19 protein-coding genes and 2 rRNA genes are annotated in these 19,500 nt (G+C 44.5%); 1 reads left to right on the top strand and 20 read right to left on the bottom strand.

Annotated features, from left to right (window positions below; genetic code table 11):
- Window positions 1-102 precede the first annotated feature (102 nt).
- Entirely contained in the window at window positions 103-1,935 is a 1,833-nt protein-coding gene (locus N6H06_RS21460) for an ATP-binding protein (RefSeq protein ID WP_062751126.1), read from the bottom strand.
- A gap of 15 nt (window positions 1,936-1,950) precedes the next feature.
- The gene (locus N6H06_RS21465; RefSeq protein WP_062751128.1) at window positions 1,951-2,895 is read right to left on the bottom strand and encodes a DNA double-strand break repair nuclease NurA; all 945 of its coding nucleotides are present in this window, start codon (window positions 2,893-2,895) and stop codon (window positions 1,951-1,953) included.
- A 254-nt stretch (window positions 2,896-3,149) separates the two neighbouring features.
- Between N6H06_RS21465 and N6H06_RS21470 the strand changes: the two genes are divergently transcribed.
- Complete coding sequence (locus N6H06_RS21470; RefSeq protein WP_011244922.1) at window positions 3,150-3,434, top strand: AbrB/MazE/SpoVT family DNA-binding domain-containing protein; 285 nt, start codon at window positions 3,150-3,152, stop codon at window positions 3,432-3,434.
- Between the two features lie 47 nt (window positions 3,435-3,481).
- Here the strand turns inward: N6H06_RS21470 and rsmI are convergent, their stop codons facing one another.
- The 18 genes from rsmI to N6H06_RS21560 all read right to left on the bottom strand — a co-directional run.
- On the bottom strand, window positions 3,482-4,348 hold the full coding sequence (rsmI, locus tag N6H06_RS21475) for a 16S rRNA (cytidine(1402)-2'-O)-methyltransferase (protein WP_062751130.1): 867 nt from the start codon (window positions 4,346-4,348) through the stop codon (window positions 3,482-3,484).
- The gene (locus N6H06_RS21480; RefSeq protein WP_062751132.1) at window positions 4,345-4,608 is read right to left on the bottom strand and encodes a GIY-YIG nuclease family protein; all 264 of its coding nucleotides are present in this window, start codon (window positions 4,606-4,608) and stop codon (window positions 4,345-4,347) included. Before N6H06_RS21480 ends, rsmI begins: the two co-directional genes overlap by 4 nt.
- Window positions 4,605-5,336 (bottom strand): tRNA1(Val) (adenine(37)-N6)-methyltransferase, encoded by a 732-nt coding sequence (locus N6H06_RS21485; protein WP_062751133.1) that lies wholly within the window; start codon window positions 5,334-5,336, stop codon window positions 4,605-4,607. The genes N6H06_RS21480 and N6H06_RS21485 overlap by 4 nt, the downstream gene beginning before the upstream one ends.
- A 94-nt stretch (window positions 5,337-5,430) precedes the next feature.
- Complete coding sequence (gene yabA / locus N6H06_RS21490) at window positions 5,431-5,781, bottom strand: DNA replication initiation control protein YabA (RefSeq protein WP_062751172.1); 351 nt, start codon at window positions 5,779-5,781, stop codon at window positions 5,431-5,433.
- A 13-nt stretch (window positions 5,782-5,794) separates the two neighbouring features.
- The gene (locus N6H06_RS21495) at window positions 5,795-6,622 is read right to left on the bottom strand and encodes a PSP1 domain-containing protein (RefSeq protein WP_062751135.1); all 828 of its coding nucleotides are present in this window, start codon (window positions 6,620-6,622) and stop codon (window positions 5,795-5,797) included.
- A 3-nt stretch (window positions 6,623-6,625) separates the two neighbouring features.
- On the bottom strand, window positions 6,626-7,615 hold the full coding sequence (gene holB / locus N6H06_RS21500) for a DNA polymerase III subunit delta' (protein ID WP_064505385.1): 990 nt from the start codon (window positions 7,613-7,615) through the stop codon (window positions 6,626-6,628).
- Between the two features lie 15 nt (window positions 7,616-7,630).
- On the bottom strand, window positions 7,631-7,960 hold the full coding sequence (locus N6H06_RS21505) for a cyclic-di-AMP receptor (protein ID WP_062751137.1): 330 nt from the start codon (window positions 7,958-7,960) through the stop codon (window positions 7,631-7,633).
- Between the two features lie 21 nt (window positions 7,961-7,981).
- A complete protein-coding gene (tmk, locus tag N6H06_RS21510) occupies window positions 7,982-8,623 on the bottom strand; it encodes a dTMP kinase (RefSeq protein ID WP_213029616.1) in 642 nt (213 codons plus the stop codon).
- 2 nt (window positions 8,624-8,625) lie between these two features.
- A complete protein-coding gene (locus N6H06_RS21515) occupies window positions 8,626-10,062 on the bottom strand; it encodes an aminotransferase class I/II-fold pyridoxal phosphate-dependent enzyme (protein WP_263707918.1) in 1,437 nt (478 codons plus the stop codon).
- Window positions 10,063-10,234: 172 nt separating this feature from the next.
- Window positions 10,235-10,429: a sigma factor G inhibitor Gin gene (locus N6H06_RS21520; RefSeq protein ID WP_062751143.1), complete on the bottom strand. Its 195-nt coding sequence runs from the start codon at window positions 10,427-10,429 to the stop codon at window positions 10,235-10,237.
- 104 nt (window positions 10,430-10,533) lie between these two features.
- Window positions 10,534-11,502, bottom strand: a complete 969-nt coding sequence (locus N6H06_RS21525; RefSeq protein ID WP_263707919.1) for an HD domain-containing protein — start codon at window positions 11,500-11,502, stop codon at window positions 10,534-10,536.
- A 395-nt stretch (window positions 11,503-11,897) separates the two neighbouring features.
- Window positions 11,898-13,394 carry an aldehyde dehydrogenase family protein gene (locus N6H06_RS21530; protein WP_062751147.1) on the bottom strand — a complete coding sequence of 499 codons (1,497 nt, stop codon included), beginning with the start codon at window positions 13,392-13,394 and terminating at the stop codon, window positions 11,898-11,900.
- A gap of 15 nt (window positions 13,395-13,409) precedes the next feature.
- Window positions 13,410-14,432 (bottom strand): alcohol dehydrogenase AdhP, encoded by a 1,023-nt coding sequence (adhP, locus tag N6H06_RS21535; protein ID WP_062751176.1) that lies wholly within the window; start codon window positions 14,430-14,432, stop codon window positions 13,410-13,412.
- A 246-nt stretch (window positions 14,433-14,678) separates the two neighbouring features.
- Entirely contained in the window at window positions 14,679-16,130 is a 1,452-nt protein-coding gene (locus N6H06_RS21540) for a sigma-54-dependent transcriptional regulator (RefSeq protein ID WP_062751149.1), read from the bottom strand.
- Window positions 16,127-17,773, bottom strand: coding sequence for a sensor histidine kinase (locus N6H06_RS21545; RefSeq protein WP_263707920.1), 1,647 nt, complete (start codon window positions 17,771-17,773; stop codon window positions 16,127-16,129). Before N6H06_RS21545 ends, N6H06_RS21540 begins: the two co-directional genes overlap by 4 nt.
- A 13-nt stretch (window positions 17,774-17,786) precedes the next feature.
- Window positions 17,787-18,932: an iron-containing alcohol dehydrogenase gene (locus N6H06_RS21550; protein WP_263707921.1), complete on the bottom strand. Its 1,146-nt coding sequence runs from the start codon at window positions 18,930-18,932 to the stop codon at window positions 17,787-17,789.
- A gap of 179 nt (window positions 18,933-19,111) precedes the next feature.
- Window positions 19,112-19,227, bottom strand: a 5S ribosomal RNA gene (gene rrf, locus N6H06_RS21555).
- A gap of 159 nt (window positions 19,228-19,386) precedes the next feature.
- Window positions 19,387-19,500, bottom strand: a 23S ribosomal RNA gene (locus N6H06_RS21560); the annotation flags it as partial.

Below are 19,500 nucleotides of genomic sequence, written 5' to 3' on the forward strand. Positions count from 1 at the left end.
CCCGGCTCTCTATCACAAGCGCTCTCTTTGTACTCATCCGTTCATAGACATTCGATTTATCTTCATTCTTATCCAAAATATAGCCAATCATACATCACTTTGTCAAGCCTGGTCATACAACGTCGCAAATGGTGTTTTCTCTTTTTTAAGCTTTCCTTCCCTGCATAAGCGTTCAAGTTCGCTTTTCCACTCAGAGACATCCCATGCTTTGGACGCTTGTTTGTTTAATGCATCCAGCTTTTGCATCACATGCATTTCCGCCATCGGCAAAAAGTCCGCTAATGCAGCGATGATTTCTTCATCGTCTGCTGCATTCATTTGCTCAAGCTCATCAAATGGATTCATCGTATGGGGACTCGTTGAATGGGCTAACCGAATCCGAACCGCCATTGTCCGGCCGATAATCGCCGATGAAACAAACACATCACCTGAACGCAAATAGGGCAGGCGCTTGCCTTCTTCCGCCGTTAAGTCGGTTTCTTCTTTAATCGTTTGGATGTCCGTTCCCCGAACTGTACGAAAGACAAATTTTGAATTAAGCTGTGCCGTAATCGTTTCATCGAGCAACGTCGGTCGTTGCGTTGCGAAGATTAAAAACGTCCCATACTTCCGTCCTTCCTGAGCAATTTCCTTTAACACCGACTTGGCTGGCGCATCAAAGCCTTTCGGCGCAAAGTTGTGCGCTTCATCGGTCACAATCACAAACGGCGGGAAAAATTGGGCTTGTTGTTGCTGGAGTTTCGCATCTTTATAAGAGCGCCTTTTTGAATAAAGCGTACCAATGACATAGCTGGAGAACACTTGCAGCAACCAAACAGCCCCTTGGACGACAACAAGCTTGCCGCTATGGATGCCGTGCTCAATGGCACGGATATTTTGTTGGAAAAGCCCTGCTTGGTTGAGCCGGTGCAAGCGCCATTGGATCCCTTTTACAGAGGACGGCGGCAAACTGCCAAACTGGTCTAACAGCTTTTTAAAGGTGCCGTATCTGGCGATTTCATCCCGTGACATGCCGCCATCATGGAGCATACCGTCTATTTTTTGTTTGCCCAGATCAAGTGCTTCTATTAAATTGGCAACACGGTCGGAAAACGATTGATAACTGTCTTTCTTTTTATGGAGTGTTTGCACGACATTGACCATCGACTCCGTCAACGATCCAGCAGCGCCGAGGAGCCTTTCGATGTCCCTTGTCGACAAGGCGGAGAAATCGACACCGACATCGCGGCCGATTTGTACGACTTCATAGCGGGAGTCGTAGTCAACCTGACCTTTATGCGCTTCCGTTTTGCCTGAAAAATTCATTTCAAAATGGGGATCAAACACAAGCGCTGGAATTTTCAGCTTCATTAATTCCTCAAGCATCACCCGCAAACCGAATGATTTCCCTGACCCCGAGCCACCAAATACGCCAATATGGGGATATTGCTGCATTGCGCGAATGTCAAAAATAAACGGGACACCTTGTTGCGGCGTTGTCTTTCCTTGTTCGTGCAAAAGCATGAGCCCTTGTAAATGTTCAGGAATCGTTTCAGCGATAAAGTCAGTCGACTTTACTTCTCCGAGTACCATCCCTTTCTCTGGTCCAGTCGTCAACAGCAAATGCTCGATTTCACTGAACTCAGGATGGCGCACTGCCGCACCTGTTTGGATTGGCTTTTGTGCCTCTTCAAATAAGCGCACTTTAGCTAGATGGATATCGTCTTGGCCAATATCGTATCCAATCGCTTCGAGTGTTTCCAGTACATCGCGATCGACTAACCCTTTGTCCATTCCCATTGGAATATAGCGATTGTAAGAAAATGTTTCAACGACTTCCCCCTTTGGCTTAAACAGTTCGTCGTCTTCAATGACAAGCATTTCATTCATGCGGAACTTATGGGTTTTTGAAGCAACATGGACTTCATGCTGCGTCGTGACACCAACCACTTGCATCGTTGTTTCCTCCTTTTAATAAGGCCGGCTTTGCCGCATTTTTGTAAAAAACTGCTTACGAACATCGGGATCTAAATATTGTTCAACCAACCCTTCGACAAGCTGGTCCGTTATCCGGATTTCTTTGTCAATGTAATCAAGCCAAAGAGGAATGCCCCGGCCTTCTTTTGGTGTGAGCGTACAAAGCAAATCGCCGACAAGCGCCATATGTGTCGCTTGTTCTTCAAGCATATCAAATCCGGTAATCGCAGGCGTCGCCCCAAGCCTCATCCAAACAGATGTTAAGCCTGCTTTATGTTGGATATCTTCAAGGTAAACCATTTCATTTTCGTTTAACACACCAAACAGCAAGTCTCTATCATAAGAATACGGGTTCTTCGCAAATGGGGCAAAAGCTGGCAATTGGACTAAATTTTCCGTTGTGATTTCTTCTGATACGCCAACAAGCAACGTATCGTTTTTTAACGCAAGCGCCCGCAACGCTTCCCATTCCTCTGGGGCATCGATCCGATAATGGTAGAGCGCCCCGTCCATGAGCATGACGCGGATATCTTCTGCTTCAAGCAAGCGGGTAGCCGCTTCAAGCTCCAACTTGGCAAGTAAGTACGAACGGCGGTTTCCTGAAGACTCATCTAGTTCCTCCAACAGTGGAACATACAAATCAGAAGCCCATTGTTCCTTTCCATCTGTGGTTTTCGCCAACGCTTGAAAAAAATAGAGTACATGTGGTGGTTCGCCATTTGTTTGGTTGACCGAGCCATCAGCGCCACCAATTTTCCGCCCTTCTAAAAGATCAATGAGTTGGCCTGCCGAAATTGTCTCCATTTGTCGAATAAGCGTTGCCGACTTTCTCAAATTTTGTCGAATCAAATCTTTTTGACTATGACTATTTGAATACTGCTTTTTTAAAAGGATGTTAGATTGCTTTAATTTGGAAATTATTTCTTCGCTTAAATCCATTTTTCCTTTCCTCCTTTCTGAGACACTACCTCTGTTAAACCATTGCTATTACAGGATTATTCTTTCCAATGCTTCCTCGGGACGCACAAGTTTTCACAAAATATGCGATTTTTTATATAAATTTGTTTGACTTGTTTTGGAAATATTGTTATTCTTAGATTACTATAGAATTATGTCGAATTATGACACATACAGAGTCCGTTTATTTTTCGTAAATAAGCGCACACCACCATATTTGAGGAGGAAATCTAAGAATGAAATCTACAGGAATTGTACGCAAAGTGGATGAACTAGGTCGTGTTGTCATTCCCATCGAACTGAGACGTACATTGGAAATCGCCGAAAAAGACGCGTTGGAAATTTATGTCGACAATGACCGCATCATTCTCAAGAAGTATAAAGCTAACATGACTTGCCAAGTAACTGGCGAAGTGTCTGATGACAACCTATCACTCGCAAACGGCAAGATCATTCTTAGTCCTCAAGGTGCCGAAGCAATTATTGGCCAACTGCAAGAATATGTCGCAAAAAAATCATAAGCATGATGCTTTTAAAACCTGCCCCTTATGTGCAGGTTTTTTGTTTTTTAGTGTTGATGGTACGCTTGATAAATTTGCCGTTTCGGAACGTCACGATCAACAGCTACTTGCTTAATCGCGTCTTTTTGGCTTAGACCAATGGCGATATAATGATCAACATGTGCTGTTTCACTTAACAGTGCCCACCACTGTTCTTGATCTTCATTTGCTTGTTGGCTTGCCCCTTCTACAACTAAACAAAACTCCCCCTTGATTGTCCCTGTTTCTGTCCAAGCGACCGCTTCACTTAGAAGACCACGCTGATACTCTTCAAATTTCTTAGTCAGTTCCCGGCCAATGGCGATTTCCCTGTCGCCAAACGCTTCATACATCGCTGCTAACGTCTGGCTAAGGCGGTGTGGCGCTTCGTAAAACAACATGGTTTCGTTTGCAGTGGCCAAACGGGCTAACACTTCTCTCCGCTCTTTTTTCCCTCGCGGCAAGAAACCGTGGAAAGCAAATTGCTTAGCAGGCAAGCCTGAAGCGACCAAAGCAGTCAATGCTGCATTTGCCCCAGGCAAGGCAACCACTGGAATGCCTGCATCAATGCAAAGCTTGGCAAGCGCTTCACCAGGATCGGAAATTCCAGGCATGCCTGCATCACTGACAAGAGCAATTGTTTTTCCCTTTTCCATTTCCGCTAAAAGTTCAGCACCGGCCTGCTTTTGATTATGCTCATGATAGCTGACTAGCGGCGTATGAATTTCAAAGTGAGCCGTAAGCTTACGAGTTTGCCTTGTATCTTCAGCAGCAATTAAATCGGCTTCTTTCAACATTCGAATGCCGCGGAATGTCATGTCCTCCAAGTTACCAATTGGCGTCGGCACCAAATAAAGGCACCCAGCAGTGTGCTGGAAACTTTTTTGCTCTTTCATCGTCCTTCCTCTTTTCTTCGCTTGGCTATGTAAAGCTGTTTTTCCTTTTTGGACAGTTGTTTAAAGGCATATTCGTAGCGCATCGCCTCTTCTTTTGTGGGAAATTCTTCAAAGAACACGAGCGTAAACGGTCCTCTTCCCCGGGTATACTTTGCCCCTTTGCCTGCTTCATGCAGCGCTAGTCGTTTTTGCAAATGATTGGTATAACCGGTGTACCAACTGCCGTCCTTGCATTCAAGTACATACATCACATGTGTCATCTTCCAAAATACTCCCTTTGAAAGGCTGGCGTATACTGGTCTTTATTATAAACAATTAAAGGCGGTTCACAAACAAGCCCTGGCTTGCCACCCTTTATCCCTTCCAAAAGAACGATGTTGGCGTTTGCTTCCCCCCGAGGGTGGCAAAAACGCAGTCGTTTTGGCTCGATGTTGCAATTGCGCATTTCTTCCATCATGTCCGCCAGGCGTTCTGGCCGATGAACGAGAGCTAACTTGCCGCCATATTTCAATGCATAACTGCCTGCTTGGACAACGTCCGCCAACGTGCAGGCAAGCTCATGGCGAGCGAGGGAGAGGGCCCGCTGTTCTTTTACTTGCTTGTTTCCTCCAAGTTGAAAATAAGGGGGATTGCATGTAACCGTATCATACGAGCTATGGGGAAGTTTGTTTTTTGTTTCTTTTAAATCAAAACACAGCGAAGTCACCTGTTTTTCTAGTTGATTCACGCGTATCGTCCGCTCTGCCATGTCGTGTAATGGCGCTTGGACTTCAACCAAATCGATCAATGCTTTCGTGCGAGTTGACAGAACGAGACCGACAATGCCATTTCCGCTGCATAAATCAAGAATACGCCCTTTTTGGATAGGTACATAAGCAAAGCGGCCAAGCAACACCGCATCAATCGAATAAGCGAATGTCCGGTCACTTTGGATAATCGATAGGTTGCTGCCCGCCACTTTGTCGAGCCGTTCTCCTTGTAAAAGCATGGCCCCTCCTTTTTCAACGAAAAAGCCGGCTACCCGAATAGATCGTCCAAACGGAGCCGACTTCTAAATGTAACATCTTGATCGTTGCACGCGCTTATTTTTGGTGCAAAAAGGACAGGCAAAACAAGCAGTCATCCCCTTCAGGCCTTATACTGCCGTAATGGGTATTGCAAATATGGAATCCTTCCTGGTACAAACGGGCCAAGTTTTCATGACCTTCCCCAACCATTTTTTTGCGTGAGCTTTTCCCTGAGAGCGTGACCGTGTTTTTCGTCCCAGCTTCTGGTTCAAGCCGTTTACGGAGATTTTCATTTTCGACATGCAAGTAATGGTTTTCTTCAATTAAGTATGCCAGTTGCTCTTTTAGCCCTCTTAGTTCGTCATGAAGATCCCCTATCCGCTCTTCAAGGCTCGAGACTTGAGTGAATATGGCTTTTTTGTCCACATGTTTCACCTCGTTATTCAGTTGCTTCCGAAGCGACTGTCTCCTTTCTCATCAGTTCTTCAAAAGCATACTCCAGCGTTTGCTGTTCTTCTGCCAGTTGGACTTGAACGATTCGGTCTAGCAAATTTAAGCCAACCACTTTGCCTTTGCCATCAGGCGTATCAATCGGCTTGCCAATGTCAGGCATTTCTTTCTTAGCTTCCTCATATGTGTCATTTTCATACTTTAAACAACACATTAACCGGCCGCAAAGACCTGAAATTTTCGCCGGGTTTAGCGATAAATTTTGGTCTTTTGCCATTTTAATCGAGACTGGCTCAAAGTCGCCTAAAAACGTTGAACAGCAAAGCATCCGGCCACAAGGGCCAATGCCGCCAAGCATTTTTGCTTCATCGCGGACACCGATTTGCCGAAGCTCAATCCTTGTCCGAAAAATCGCTGCTAAGTCTTTAACGAGCTCGCGAAAATCGATTCGCCCATCAGCAGTAAAATAAAAGAGCACTTTGTTACGGTCAAACGTGTATTCCACATCAACAAGCTTCATATCTAGTTGATGCTCTACAATTTTCGCATGGCATGTTGCAAATGCGTCTTCAGCGGCCCGTTTGTTTTCTCTCACTGTTTCTTCGTCTTTGCTAGTCGCCACTCGCATTACTGGCTTTAGTGGCAAGACGATGTCCTCTTCACTAACAAACTTTGGAGGAACAACAATTTTCCCGTACTCAACGCCCCGGGACGTTTCAACAATAACAGCCTCTGCGCCTGTAAGCTGAAACGGGCCTGGAGAGAAGTAGTAAATTTTGCCCGCTTTTTTAAAACGGACACCTATGACCTCGTGCAAAACTTAGCCCTCCTGTATGGTGAAAAGCAGTCGTTCCATCACAAGCTGGATGGAAACGTTGGCGCTAAGATGCCTTTTCGCTTCAAGCACATGGCTCATTGCTGCGCGAATGGTGTGCTGTGATGTAGAAAGCGCCAGCTCATCAAATTTGCTTCTGTTGTCAGCATAGACAAGCTTATCCTGCTTTCCAGCCTGTATATATAAAAGGTCTCTTAACCAAAGTAACATCATTTCAAGCCCCATTTCTTGTTGCAACCGCTCCTTCATAAGCGGAATCCACTTATCAGCAAGTGTGATTGCAGCAAGATCTGGCCTTGTAAAAAGCTCATGCATCAATTGTAACACTACGGTTCTTGCTTGAAAAGACCAGTCTCCCTCGGCTAGTGCCTTCGCGTAAGCTTTGTTTCCCGTTAAAGCAGCCAAAAACAACGCCTGATTTTCTTCGATTCCTTCGGCAACAAGTTTCCTTGCTATTTGCGTTTGCGAAGGCGGCAAAAACCGCATTTGTTGGGCGCGGGAGCGAATCGTCGGCAAGATGCTTGCACCGTTTTCCGTCAAAAGGATCGCCAATGTTTGGCCTTGTGGCTCTTCCAGAAACTTCAATAAACTATTTGCAGCGCTTGCGGTCATTTTATCTACGTGGGAGACGATATACACTTTAGCAGCAGACTCCATGCCCCTGTACGTAAATTCTTTTTGCAAGTATTCGATCTGTTCTTTTTTAATCGATTGTCCGTCTGGGGCGACTTGGTGGACGTCAGGGTGGTTGCCATGTTCAATCCGCAAACAATCACTGCATGCATGGCACGGCTCTACTCCATTGTGTTCCTTACAGAAAAAACGTTTGGCCATCAGCAAAGCCACTTCATGCTTGCCACTTCCGGCTTCCCCTTCAAACAAGTAAGCATGGGCCAAGCGGTTTTTTTGAATGCTCGCAACAAGCATAGGCACAACCTGCGGCTGTGCCTCTTGCCAATCTTTCCATGTATCCACGTGTCTCACCTGCTCCTAAAATTGTTCAAATTGGTCTACAGGAAGGACAAAGACGGTAGCGCCCCCGACTTGTACTTCAACTGGGTAAGGAACATAGGAATCGGCATTGCCGCCCATTGGCGAAATCGGCGCCACCACCTGTTCACGGCTACGGCAATTTTTTTGGATAATTGCCATGACATCTTCTACTTTATCGTCATCAACGCCAATCAGAAACGTGGTATTTCCTGCCTTGAGGAATCCACCTGTGCTAGAAAGTTTCGTTGCGCGAAAATCGGCTTTTACAAGCCCGTCAGACAAACGCGTGCTGTCTTTATCCTGAACTACGGCAATAATAAGTTTCATTTATCGCACCCCACTTTATGTTTAGTCTTTAGTAGACGAAAGCACTCGGTTGATTTCTTCCATTGTATCATGAAACACTTCTGCAAAAGAACGGTTGGCATCAATGGCTTTTATTCGCTCCGGTTCAGCCTTTAGCAGTTGTTTGTAACCTTCCTGGACACGCTTATGAAAAGCAAGCGTCTCTTGGTCCAACCGATTCCAACTGCGGACAGCGTCCTTTTGCACCCTTTCCAGCCCCGTTTCCGGTTCAACATCAAAATACAACGTTAAGTCTGGCATGTAAGACTCGATCGCAAAGCCATTAATGGCTCTGACTTCTTCCATTCCTATTCCTCTTGCATGGCCTTGGTAAACAAGGCTTGAATCTATATAACGATCACATAAGACAAGGGCTCCCTCCGCAAGAGCAGGAACAATTTTTTTGATCAAATGCTCTCTTCTCGCGGCAGCGTAAAGCAATGCTTCCGTGCGGTTATCCATTTCAACCCCTTGCGTATGCAACAATAAGTCGCGAATTTTCTCAGCCAGTTCCACGCCGCCTGGTTCTCTCGTGCGGATCACTTGGTAGCCTTGAGTGGTTAGTTGCTCTTGCACAAGATTGATGATCGTCGTTTTACCGGCGCCTTCTCCGCCTTCAACTGTAATAAACAGCCCTTTTTCCATGTCTAATCCTCCGGCATTTGTACACGTAATCCATGTTCTGGGTCCATCCCTTGAAAGCGGACGCTTGCTTCAAGCAGTCGGTCAATCTCGTCAACATGGGCAGCAGTCACCTTTTCTCCTCGATACAAAAGAGGAACTCCAGGGGGGTACGGGACAAGTGGCTCAGCTGCAACTCTGCCAACGGCTTCACTCAGCGGAACAGTTTCTGAGCCAGATTCGGGCCGTTTCATGTCTATCAATTCGGAAATAGCCGGCCCTGCTCCTGCCTGGAACAGACACTTTTTTCTATCCTTTTCGGGCTGCCAACAACGTGTCGAAAGCCGTGAATGGAACAGGCTAGCATCAAAGTCCTGCCCAACCCCTAGTACGAAAAGGATAGCGTTTGGATCAGCCATCTCCGCCCAAATTCCTGCCTTTGCCAACTCTTGAAGCAACCATGTACCAGAACGTGAATCATTTGTTTTTATTGTAACCTTTAACGGGTCATTTTGGTAGCACTCGCCTGCATTTTCGACAACTTCCAGCATAGAATGGCTGCCTATCGCCTCTTGTAAACGTTGGCTAGCGTGAAATGCTTTAGCAAATGCTGCTTCCCCTTCGTTTTCGATATAGGCACGTGCCCCATCTAATGAAGCAAGAAGCAAGTACGACGGACTGCTCGACTGCACCATCGTTAACGCCCGTTTGACTGGCTCCCTAATAGCCGCGGTCGTCTCTTTTGCAAAATGCAGCCAAGCCCCCATTGTTAAAGCAGGCAGCATTTTATGGGCCGATTGCACGACAACATCTGCTCCAATGTCAAGTGCCTGTTTGGGACAGCTCCCTTCATGTTCCCCTAGTTTAAAATGCGCTCCATGTGCTTCGTCGACAAGCACGAGCAAACCTGCCTCCTTTGCCTGAGCAAAAATGGCTGCTTGATTGCGAACCGTGCCCCAATAATCGGGATAAGTAGCAATGAGTGCTTTTGCACCAGGGTATCGACTTAGCGCTGCTTCGAGAACATCAGCGGTCAAACCAAGGGGCCGCCCTGTCTTTTTATCATATTCAGGAGCAAGAAAAACGGCTTTTGCTCTTGCCAACTCCAGCGCATGCAAAACCGACTTGTGGCAGTTCCGTTGAACCAAGACAACATCGCCTTCCTTGCATAGTCCGTAAATCATCGCCAAATTCCCGCTAGTAGAACCGCCAACCAAGTAACTTGTCTCGCCTGCACCATAAAAGGTGGCACAAAGTGCTTGCGATTCCGCAATCGGGCCAGTGGGATCATGAAGGTCATCCAACCCTTCCAGCTCCGTAACATCATAAGCGAGTACATGCTGAAAAGACGCCAAGCTTCCAGGCCAGACGGCGCCATTTTTATGGCCTGGCACATGAAAAGACAAAGGCTGTTTGTCACTATGTCGTTGCAATGCATCTATAATCGGTGTTCGTGCTTTCATTTAAGTTCCCCTTCTATGCCTCTACCATTTCCTTTTGCATTTGCTAAATGAAAAAGTTCCTTCTATAACTATTTTCAAACCTGTTCGCTAAAATAAAGGAATGAAAAAAGCCAGTTTCGCATAAAATCAACTGGCCTTCTAACCATTCTAGTAAAGCGAATGGCACTTCTTTTCAATTCCACAATCTTTTTAACGCATCTACGCATTTTTGATAAGCGTCTTCGCCAGGTTCCAATCGCATGATCTCTTGTTCACAGTCTTGGCACAAAAATAACGTTCCTAATGACAGACCCGCTTCTTTCATAGATTGGCAGACGCCACAGCTACGCTTTCCTTTAATATAAACGGTTTTCGTTGTTGTTGCCACCTTTATGCCACCTCCACTATAAGTGTCGCCATAAAGAGTGCCTTTATACATATAGACGTTTATCCATCTTATGAAAATCAATTCGAATTGGTGTTTGGCCAGTGTTAAACATGATCTGCGACAGCCAAAAAATCGATTACTTCATAGGTTTTTACGAATGACTGCAATTTCGTGGAAAGTTCTTCCTGAATCGTATCCAAATAAGACTTGTCGTTAACCAAAGGCGCTTTGGCATATAGTTTTCTTACGCTGATCGGGATGCCTGACCCGCTCGCCCCTTCACGAACAAGTAATTTGTGCGGTTCTTCAAGCAACGTCCGTATCCACATTCTTGCCCGTAACGACGGCGATGTTTTCAAGACAGACAGGACGTCCCAATCGGTTAGCTCAACAAATACATCGCGGTCATCGCCGACCTCCGCCCAGTCACATAGGATCGCTTCTGCAAGGACTGCATCAGCTGCAAGCAAAGTTGGCGAGCACATCCACTCATGGGCACGGACAACTAATTCCATTAACTGTGCTGCTGTTTCCTCGCCACAAGCCACTCCCCATTCAGTGCACTCCATATGTTTGACCAGTTCCCATGGATGGACACGATTCGTGCCAGCCATGTACGTATCCCTCAAAAAGCTGTCCAAGTGGTCTAACCCCATTATCGTATTTGCGCCTGTTAGAGGCCCAGGATGATGGAGATAAGCCATGACTTTATCCAAATCAATATTCGCTTCCGTTAACACAGCAGTAATATGAGGCGAGTGAATACGCTTCGCCGTCAACTCATGATGATCAAATCCAAGCGCCTTCTCGACACTATGGGAAAAAGGCAAATGCCCAATATCATGCAAAATTGCTGCAACCCGCAATTCGTTATTATCTGGTTGAAAATGGGCTGCTAACTTCCAAACGCCCACCGTATGTTCGAAACGTGAATGCACGACTGGAGAAACCAATGAACCTGCTCCATAATGGGACAACAACTTTAACCGTCTCACATCTTTTAATTGAAATAACTTCTCTTCATGAGGCAATCGAGCTACTTCTGGGTAAAGCGGTTCGGCAAATTCCTTCATTTTGCGCCTCCCTTTTTCTACGTTTTTTTTATTATACCATTAATGGTTTGCCTATATAGGAATGGCGACTTACTGAGTACCGTGTGTATTGGTCTTGTTAAATAACGTTATTTCAACCAAGCAAGAACATAACCGGATTGTTTTTTCTTTTAACTCTGGCAGTACGAACCGTCTGTGGATCGGGCAAAGAATCGAGAAGCCCGCTGCTTTCAATTAGACTATGCCTCTTCTTTACCGTTTGGTGAATAAAAAAATGGTTATGAAAATACGAACGCATATAAACAGCAAAAAAACCGGCGTAAAGACCGGGGCTCGTGGCATGTATGATGGGCGCAAAGATAAAAATAAGGAGAAAAGCGTAGACGATCGCTTCTCTCCTTTCACGATTTAACGGTTTAATCCATATTGACCCAGACACTTTTTACTTCCGTGTAATTGTCTAATGCATAGCTTCCCATTTCTCGGCCAATTCCCGATTGTTTGTAACCGCCAAACGGGCTGGCTGCATCAAATACATTGTAGCAATTCACCCAAATGGTTCCCGCCTTGATTCGGTGGGCCATGTAATGGGCTTTTTTAATGTCTTGTGTCCAAACACCAGCAGCTAGCCCATAATCCGAATCGTTCGCTTTATCAATTAGGTCATCGACGCTGTCAAACGGCATCGCGGCGACAACCGGCCCAAAAATTTCCTCCTTTGCAATGGTCATGGAATGATCTACATCGGCAAAAATGGTTGGGGAGACAAAATATCCTTGGTCATATGGAATGGTTCCGCCGGCTAATAGCTCTGCCCCCTCCTCAACGCCACGATCGATGTAATTTTTCACGCGCTTTTGTTGTTGAGTCGAAATCAAAGGCCCCATTGTCGTGTGTTCTAACAGCCCATCCCCTTGATTGATTTCCTTTGTTAACGACACTAGGTCTGCAACGACATGATCGTATTGTTTCTTTTGTACATACAATCGACTCCCTGCGCAACACACCTGGCCTTGGTTGAACATAATTCCCATAAGTGATCCAGGCACGGCCTTCGAAAGATCGGCATCTGGTAAAATGATATTTGGAGACTTGCCACCAAGTTCAAGTGTCACCCTCTTCAAAGATTCACTCGCTTGTTTCATGATTAACTTTCCGACATTTGTAGAACCTGTAAAAGCGACTTTATCGACAGCGGGGTGATTCACAATCGCTGCTCCAGCCGAATGTCCAAATCCGGGGACAATGTTCACAACCCCTTTTGGAAATCCCGCTTCATTGATCAATTTCCCTAAATATAGAGCAGAAAGTGGGGTCTGTTCGGCTGGTTTTAATACAACCGTACAACCTGTAGCAAGGGCGGCACCAAGTTTCCAGGCAGCCATCAATAACGGGAAATTCCAAGGAATGATTTGTCCAACGACACCAATCGCTTCATGGCGCGTATAATTAAAATAATTTCCTTGCACTGGAATCGTTTGTCCTACTATTTTTGTCGACCATCCAGCAAAATAACGAAAATGTTCAATCGCTAATGGAACATCCGCGTTGGCCGTCTCGCGAATCGGCTTGCCGTTATCTAAAGTCTCTAGCTGAGCCAGCTCTTCTTTATGATCCTCTATTAAATCAGCTAGTTTGTAGATAAGACGACTTCTTTCTGCCGCGCTTATTTTTGACCACGGCCCTTCATCGAACGCCTTTCGTGCAGCTTTGACCGCAACATCAATGTCCTCTTGTCCTGCTTCTGCCACGATGGCCAATGTTTCACCAGTCGCTGGATTCATCGTCTCAAATGTTTGGCCAGACAATGCGTCAACCCATTCTCCATTGATCAATAGTTTCTTTGATGCACCATTCAAAAACGACACTAACCTTGGCTTTAAGCTGTTTTCACCTGTTTGCACTTTTGACATTGTTTTTACCCCCTATTAAGCGGTTTCATCAATTGTTAACACAACACGACCATTAATTTTTCCGTTCTCCATTCTTTCAAACACTTCGTTAATTTTATCGAGCGGTTGTGTTTCGATGTTGGTTCGCACTTTCCCTTGGGCTGCAAATTCAATCGATTCTTGCAAGTCTTTGCGCGTCCCTACGATTGAGCCTTTCACGGTTACACCGTGTAGCACCGTATCGAAAATCGGAATCGGCAATTCATCGTTTGGAAGACCCACAACGACTAATGTCCCTCCTCTTTTAACAGACCCATAAGCTTGTTCAAATGCTTTTTTTGTGACTGCCACACTAATGGCTGCTTGGACTCCGCCCACTTTTTCCTTAATTTCTTGAACAGGGTCTACCTGAAGTCCATTGACTGTTAAATCTGCTCCAAGACTTTTCGCTAATTCAAGTTTGTCCTCCATAATATCTACAGCGACGACGTTATAGCCCATTGCTTTTGCGTACTGCAAAGCAACGTGACCCAATCCACCGATTCCATAAATGGCAACCCAGTCACCGGCTTTGGCATCTGCTACTTTCAATGCTTTATAGGTTGTCACCCCTGCGCAAAAAATCGGGGACACTTCGGCAAAATCAAGATGTTCTGGAATTTTGACTATATAATTGGCCGGAGCCTTACAATACTCTGCATATCCGCCATCCACTGAATAACCTGCATTTAATTGGTCAGGGCATAACGTTTCCCGGCCTGTTAAACAATACTCACACTCTCCACATGCAGAATAAAGCCACGGAATGCCAACCCGATCCCCTACCTTTATTGAAGTGACCCCTTCTCCTATTTCCTCTACAATGCCTACCCCTTCATGACCCGGGATAAGGGGAAGCTTTGGCTTTACTGGCCAGTCTCCATGAGCGGCGTGCAAATCTGTATGACAAACACCGCATGCCTTAATTTTGACAAGCACCTCTCCATACTCCACTGTAGGTACCGGAACTTCCTTAATCTCTAATTGCTGATTGAACTGATCAACGACCGCCGCTTTCATCATTCTTCGTTCGCTTGTTTTGCTCATGTAAAAACGCTCCCCTCATTTTGGTTTCACATTTAAACGAGCAAAAACCATGCCAACATAAAAGCGCTTTCTTTTCCGCAAGTCTCTTCCCTCTGGGCCAAAAAATCGGCTATTTCTAGCCGCCTTTATGGACAAAACATGACAATTTTCCGCTAAGCCCGCTCAAACGGGACTAGCCATAAAAAAAAGAACCCTTTTAAATAAAGAGTTCTTTATCTGCTATTCCGTATTCAGTTTTTCATTTAAAAGATATCGAAGCTTTCTCATCGAAATTTGTAGCCGTTTCGCTGCTTCTCTTCGATTTCCATGGGTGGTTTCTAACGTTTGTTGAATAAGAGCTTTGCCGAGTTGTGACTCCAACTGTTTAAGCTGGGCAAGAACCTCTTCCAAATCGATCACTTCTTTTTGCGAGTAAAAGCTTAAAGCTTCATCCCGCCATTTTTCGATATACTTGTCCATGCCCGCTCCCGGCGTTTCGGTACGGTCGTTAGCTGTTCGCTTTTTTGAAGTGACAGAACGGTGCTTTGTAAACGGTAGATGATCGGCAGTGATTCTCACATGACCCGAATCCGCAAACGTAACGATCCTTGTGATGTAGTTTGATAATTCTCGAATGTTCCCAGGCCACTTATAGCTTTGCAACATTTCTAAGGCCCCATCAGAAAAAGAGAGATCCATACCAGGATATCGTTTCAAAAAGTGTTCAATTAATAGGGGAATATCCTCTTTCCTGTCTCTAAGCGGCGGAATTTCTAAATGAACCACGTTTAACCGATAAAATAAATCTTCTCTAAATTTTTTCTGCTGCACGGCTTCTTGAAGGTCTTCGTTCGTTGCAGCAAGCAGACGGGTATTTGTGCGCAGCGGTCGCTCTCCCCCTACACGCATAAACTCGCGGGTTTCGAGTACACGCAAGAGTTTCACTTGAATCGAAGCGGATGCTTCCGCTATTTCATCCAGAAACAACGTTCCTTTGCTGGCAATTTCAAAAAGACCTTTTCGTTTTTGTGTGGCTCCCGTAAAAGCCCCTTTTTCGTGACCAAAAAGTTCACTCTCCAATAAAGACTCCGATAGCGCGCCACAGTTCACTCCAATAAATGATTCATAGCACCGTTGACTTGCTTGGTGTATAAACCGTGCTAACACTTCCTTTCCCGTCCCTGTTTCCCCTCCGATTAACACATTCACATTTTTCCCTGCCACTTTATAAGCTGTTTGAATGACCTGTCTCATGGACTCATTCTGTCCCACAATGAGTCCAACATTTGTAGCCAGATCGAGAATGCGTTGCTCATTGGATGTTCCATTGGAAATGAGCAAATCGTCTACTTGTTTTTCTAACAAATCAATATCATCAAAAGGCTTTTCTATGTAATCACTCGCTCCTAGCTTCATCGCCTCGACAGCTGTTTTGATTGTACTGTACCCTGTCATAATGATTACTTTACAATGGGGTTGTCTCCTTTTTACATGCTTAAGTAGCGCAAGTCCATTCGCATCAGGTAACTTTAGATCAATCATTGCTCCTTGAAACTGATGGGAGTTAAAATCAATGGCATCAAATTCTTTTCCACTATTTACAACACGTACCTTGTACCCTTTTGATGTGAACAAGTGGGAAAGAAAGTTGCCTACCTCCACTTCGTCGTCAATAATTAATATGCTTGTCATATCGTTCCTCCAACCTTATGGCTAGCTGTTGGCAACTTTAATATAAACGTACTTCCTTTATTCAATTTGCTGTGAACTTCAATCGTTCCCCCATGCGATTTGGCGATACCAATACTTACAGATAACCCTAGTCCCGTTCCTTCTTTAGACGATTTTGTTGTATGAAAAGGGTGAAAAATTTCTGAGAGACGTTCCTCTTCAATTCCGATTCCGTTATCAGTAACCGATAAATGGACCTCATGAAACTGAAACCACGTCTTAATGAGTATTTCCTTCTTTTCTCTCAAGGTTTCTTCTAACGCAGCCTTTGCATTTAATAATAAATTGATAATGATTTGTTCGATCTGCGCTTGGTTCCCTTCAATAAAAGGCATGTCTTCTTGTAATTCTGTTTTAATGATTACTTTTTCTTTTTCCAATTGATACTTTAACAGATTTAATGTTTCATTCACAGCATCGTTGATAGAACAAGCCTCAAACACAAATTCTTCCTGCCTTGAAAAAGTAAGCAAGCTATTAATAATTCGTTTGCAACGATCGCCACAATTTTTCATGTCCGTTAAAAGCGGAAACAACGGATCATGATCTTTCATATTTCTAAGGATAAGCTGAGAATTCCCTAAAATGGCCGTTAACGGGCTGTTCAGTTCATGTGCCACTCCTGCTGCCATTTCACCGATAGCCGCTAGCTTGCCAGAATGAATGAGCTGTACTTCCATTTTTCGCTTTTCCGTCACATCTTTGATATAAGCAATCACCCCATACATCACCTGTTCGTTATTGAGAAGGGGGTACGTAGAAAGCTCACAAATGGTTTGATTGCGGAGATGGATCTCCTCATGGCCTGCTTTTTCGGAGTGGAACGTTTCCTTAACAAGTGGTTCACAGTGTGCAACCAAACAAGAAATATTGGTTAATTCATGACTCTGAAGAAAATCTTGAACCGCGTTATTAAATTGAATCACATTTCCTTCTTGATCGAAAACAACAATCATATCATCTACTGCTTTAAACGTATCTTCCCACTCCTGTTTTGACCGTAAAACTTGACTATATAATTCCACATTTTCGATACTAACGGCTAAATGATCTGTCAGTTGCTCTAAAAACGCCAGATCGTCAGAGCTCCAGTCTATCTCTTGTTTCCGACCGATACTCAATACGCCGATCCGTTTGTTTTTACTGTAAATGGGTATGACTAAAATGGATTTAAGATCAAGGACAGCTAAATATGGTTTCTCATAGAAAAGGTGATTCGTATCGGTTAAACTTCGGAGAATCGTTTGTCTTTTGTCTAATGCTGACCAATATAGTGACTGGCCCTTTGGAATGGTTGAGCCAATATCTAAGGAATAGTTATCTTCAGGATAAACATGACTTAATCTTAACGTTTCATTCGTTAACATCAAAAAGCTCAGTCGATCAAAGTGAACGAGCAATTTTAGTTTATCAATCATATTAGTTAAAATATCATCTAGTGACATATCGACCTTAATGCTTTTCATTACTTCATTTATGATCTCTAATTGAATATTTTTTTTTTTAAGCTGTTCGACTGTTTTCTTTAATTCCGTGTAGTATGTTTTTTTGGATGAATCAACACCTGTTAAACGCGCAATCATCACTTGCTTATTATCCAACATCAGAAGTCACCACCTATAAAACATGATTTAATACTTGTTTCACTTGCTCAACATCCATGTCACGGGGATTCGTAATCATACACGCATCTTCTAACGCCGCTTGGCTTATGTGATCAATCATTTCTGTTAACCCGACTTGTTTAAACTTGGTTGGAATACCGATATCACAGGATAGTTCTTTAACGAATTCGATCGCAGCATTTCCTGCCTCTCGATCAGTCAATCCTCTTGTATCGACCCCTAAACATGTGGCTATGTCTAAAAATCGCTTAGGTGTTGCAATAAAATTAAAGTCCATCACATACGGCAAAAGAATCGCATTGATCTCTCCATGCGGCAAAGGGAACTTCCCTCCTATTGCATGTGAAATCGCATGCGCTGCCCCTAGGATCGCATTTGAGAAAGCAAGCCCTGCCTGTAAACTAGCCATTGCCATCGCTTCCTTCGCCTCTTTATTTGTTTTTGAGGCAACAGAGGGGCGCAAATATTGAGCACACAAGGTGAGGGCATTTTTCGCTTGGACATCTGTAAGCGGAGTAGCCGCCACACTGACATAGGCCTCGACAGCATGCGTCAACACATCCATCCCAGTTGTAGCGGTTAGGCTGCTGTCTTTCGTTACAAGTGTGTAAGGATCAATAATGGCGATATCGGGTACCAATGTTTTGGATACAATCGTCATTTTCTTTTTTCGAGTCGAATCAACAATGATTGAAAACTGCGATACCTCAGAACCAGATCCTGCCGTTGTCATAATCATAATCATCGGGGGAAGAGGTTTTTTAATTTTATCAATCCCTTCATAATCACTAATCGCCCCTCCGTTCGTTGCAAGTATGGCAATCGCTTTCGCTACGTCTAACACACTTCCTCCGCCAATCCCAATAATCGCATCACACTCATGTTGAACAAACACTTGGCACCCTTGCTCAACTTCGCGATCTTTTGGGTCTATTGTCACATCGATAAACGTAGCAAATGGCAAATGAGACTCTTTGCAAAGATCCATTACTTTTTCTAGCCAGCCGGCATTGGCCACACCTTTATCACTAACAATCAATACTTTTCTCGCCCCAAGCCGCACGCAAGCGTCCCCTGCTTGCCTTATCGCGTTACTCCCAAAAATAATCTCTGGCGTTACAAATTTATTGATATTCATCCCAATCTCCTTATGGAAGTTGATTCTTATAAATTTATAGATGCCGTTCTTAAATTCCTGCTTTATTGTTGTTTTTCAGATGCTTAAACGAATGCTCTCATGTGTCTTCAACTAAGCAGTCGCTTTTTTGCTTCCTGCATAGAACAAAAAAAGACACCTATTCAGGTGTCTTTGCTGTTGCCCGGCAACGTCCTACTCTCACAGGAGGAAGCCTCCAACTACCATCGGCGCAAAAGAGCTTAACGGCCGTGTTCGGCATGGGAACGGGTGTGACCTCTTTGCCATTGTCACCGGACCCTACTTCAGATAAGCGTCGGATTTCTTCAAGCACTCCGGCCCTCAAATTCCTGCTTCTCTTCGTAGTTTTTTCGCCTTCAGATCACTCCGAAGGATATGGAAAGAATCGGTGATTCTTTCAAAACTAAATCCGAAATACTCAACTGTCAAGAATGTATAGGATAAGTCCTCGACCGATTAGTATCAGTCCGCTCCACGTGTCGCCACGCTTCCACTTCTGACCTATCAACCTCATCATCTCTAAGGGGTCTTACTGGCTTACGCCATGGGA

This window comes from Shouchella tritolerans (assembly GCF_025770735.1).
Classification (GTDB): Bacteria; Bacillota; Bacilli; order Bacillales; family Bacillaceae_D; genus Shouchella; species Shouchella tritolerans.

Bases quoted from the DNA above. Each gene is read 5' to 3' on its own strand.
- N6H06_RS21540 (WP_062751149.1), bottom strand. From the start codon at position 16,130: ATGACAAGCATATTAATTATTGACGACGAAGTGGAGGTAGGCAACTTT.
- N6H06_RS21480 (WP_062751132.1), bottom strand. From the start codon at position 4,608: ATGACACATGTGATGTATGTACTTGAATGCAAGGACGGCAGTTGGTAC.
- N6H06_RS21460 (WP_062751126.1), bottom strand. From the start codon at position 1,935: ATGCAAGTGGTTGGTGTCACGACGCAGCATGAAGTCCATGTTGCTTCA.
- N6H06_RS21525 (WP_263707919.1), bottom strand. From the start codon at position 11,502: ATGAAGGAATTTGCCGAACCGCTTTACCCAGAAGTAGCTCGATTGCCT.
- N6H06_RS21465 (WP_062751128.1), bottom strand. From the start codon at position 2,895: ATGGATTTAAGCGAAGAAATAATTTCCAAATTAAAGCAATCTAACATC.
- tmk (WP_213029616.1), bottom strand. From the start codon at position 8,623: ATGGAAAAAGGGCTGTTTATTACAGTTGAAGGCGGAGAAGGCGCCGGT.
- N6H06_RS21515 (WP_263707918.1), bottom strand. From the start codon at position 10,062: ATGAAAGCACGAACACCGATTATAGATGCATTGCAACGACATAGTGAC.
- N6H06_RS21485 (WP_062751133.1), bottom strand. From the start codon at position 5,336: ATGCTTTTACAAGGAGAACGGCTCGACAAAGTGGCGGGCAGCAACCTA.
- N6H06_RS21505 (WP_062751137.1), bottom strand. From the start codon at position 7,960: ATGAAACTTATTATTGCCGTAGTTCAGGATAAAGACAGCACGCGTTTG.
- rsmI (WP_062751130.1), bottom strand. From the start codon at position 4,348: ATGAAAGAGCAAAAAAGTTTCCAGCACACTGCTGGGTGCCTTTATTTG.
- adhP (WP_062751176.1), bottom strand. From the start codon at position 14,432: ATGAAAGCGGCGGTCGTTGATCAGTTCAATCAGCAATTAGAGATTAAG.
- N6H06_RS21470 (WP_011244922.1), top strand. From the start codon at position 3,150: ATGAAATCTACAGGAATTGTACGCAAAGTGGATGAACTAGGTCGTGTT.
- N6H06_RS21530 (WP_062751147.1), bottom strand. From the start codon at position 13,394: ATGTCAAAAGTGCAAACAGGTGAAAACAGCTTAAAGCCAAGGTTAGTG.
- N6H06_RS21545 (WP_263707920.1), bottom strand. From the start codon at position 17,773: ATGTTGGATAATAAGCAAGTGATGATTGCGCGTTTAACAGGTGTTGAT.
- N6H06_RS21550 (WP_263707921.1), bottom strand. From the start codon at position 18,932: ATGAATATCAATAAATTTGTAACGCCAGAGATTATTTTTGGGAGTAAC.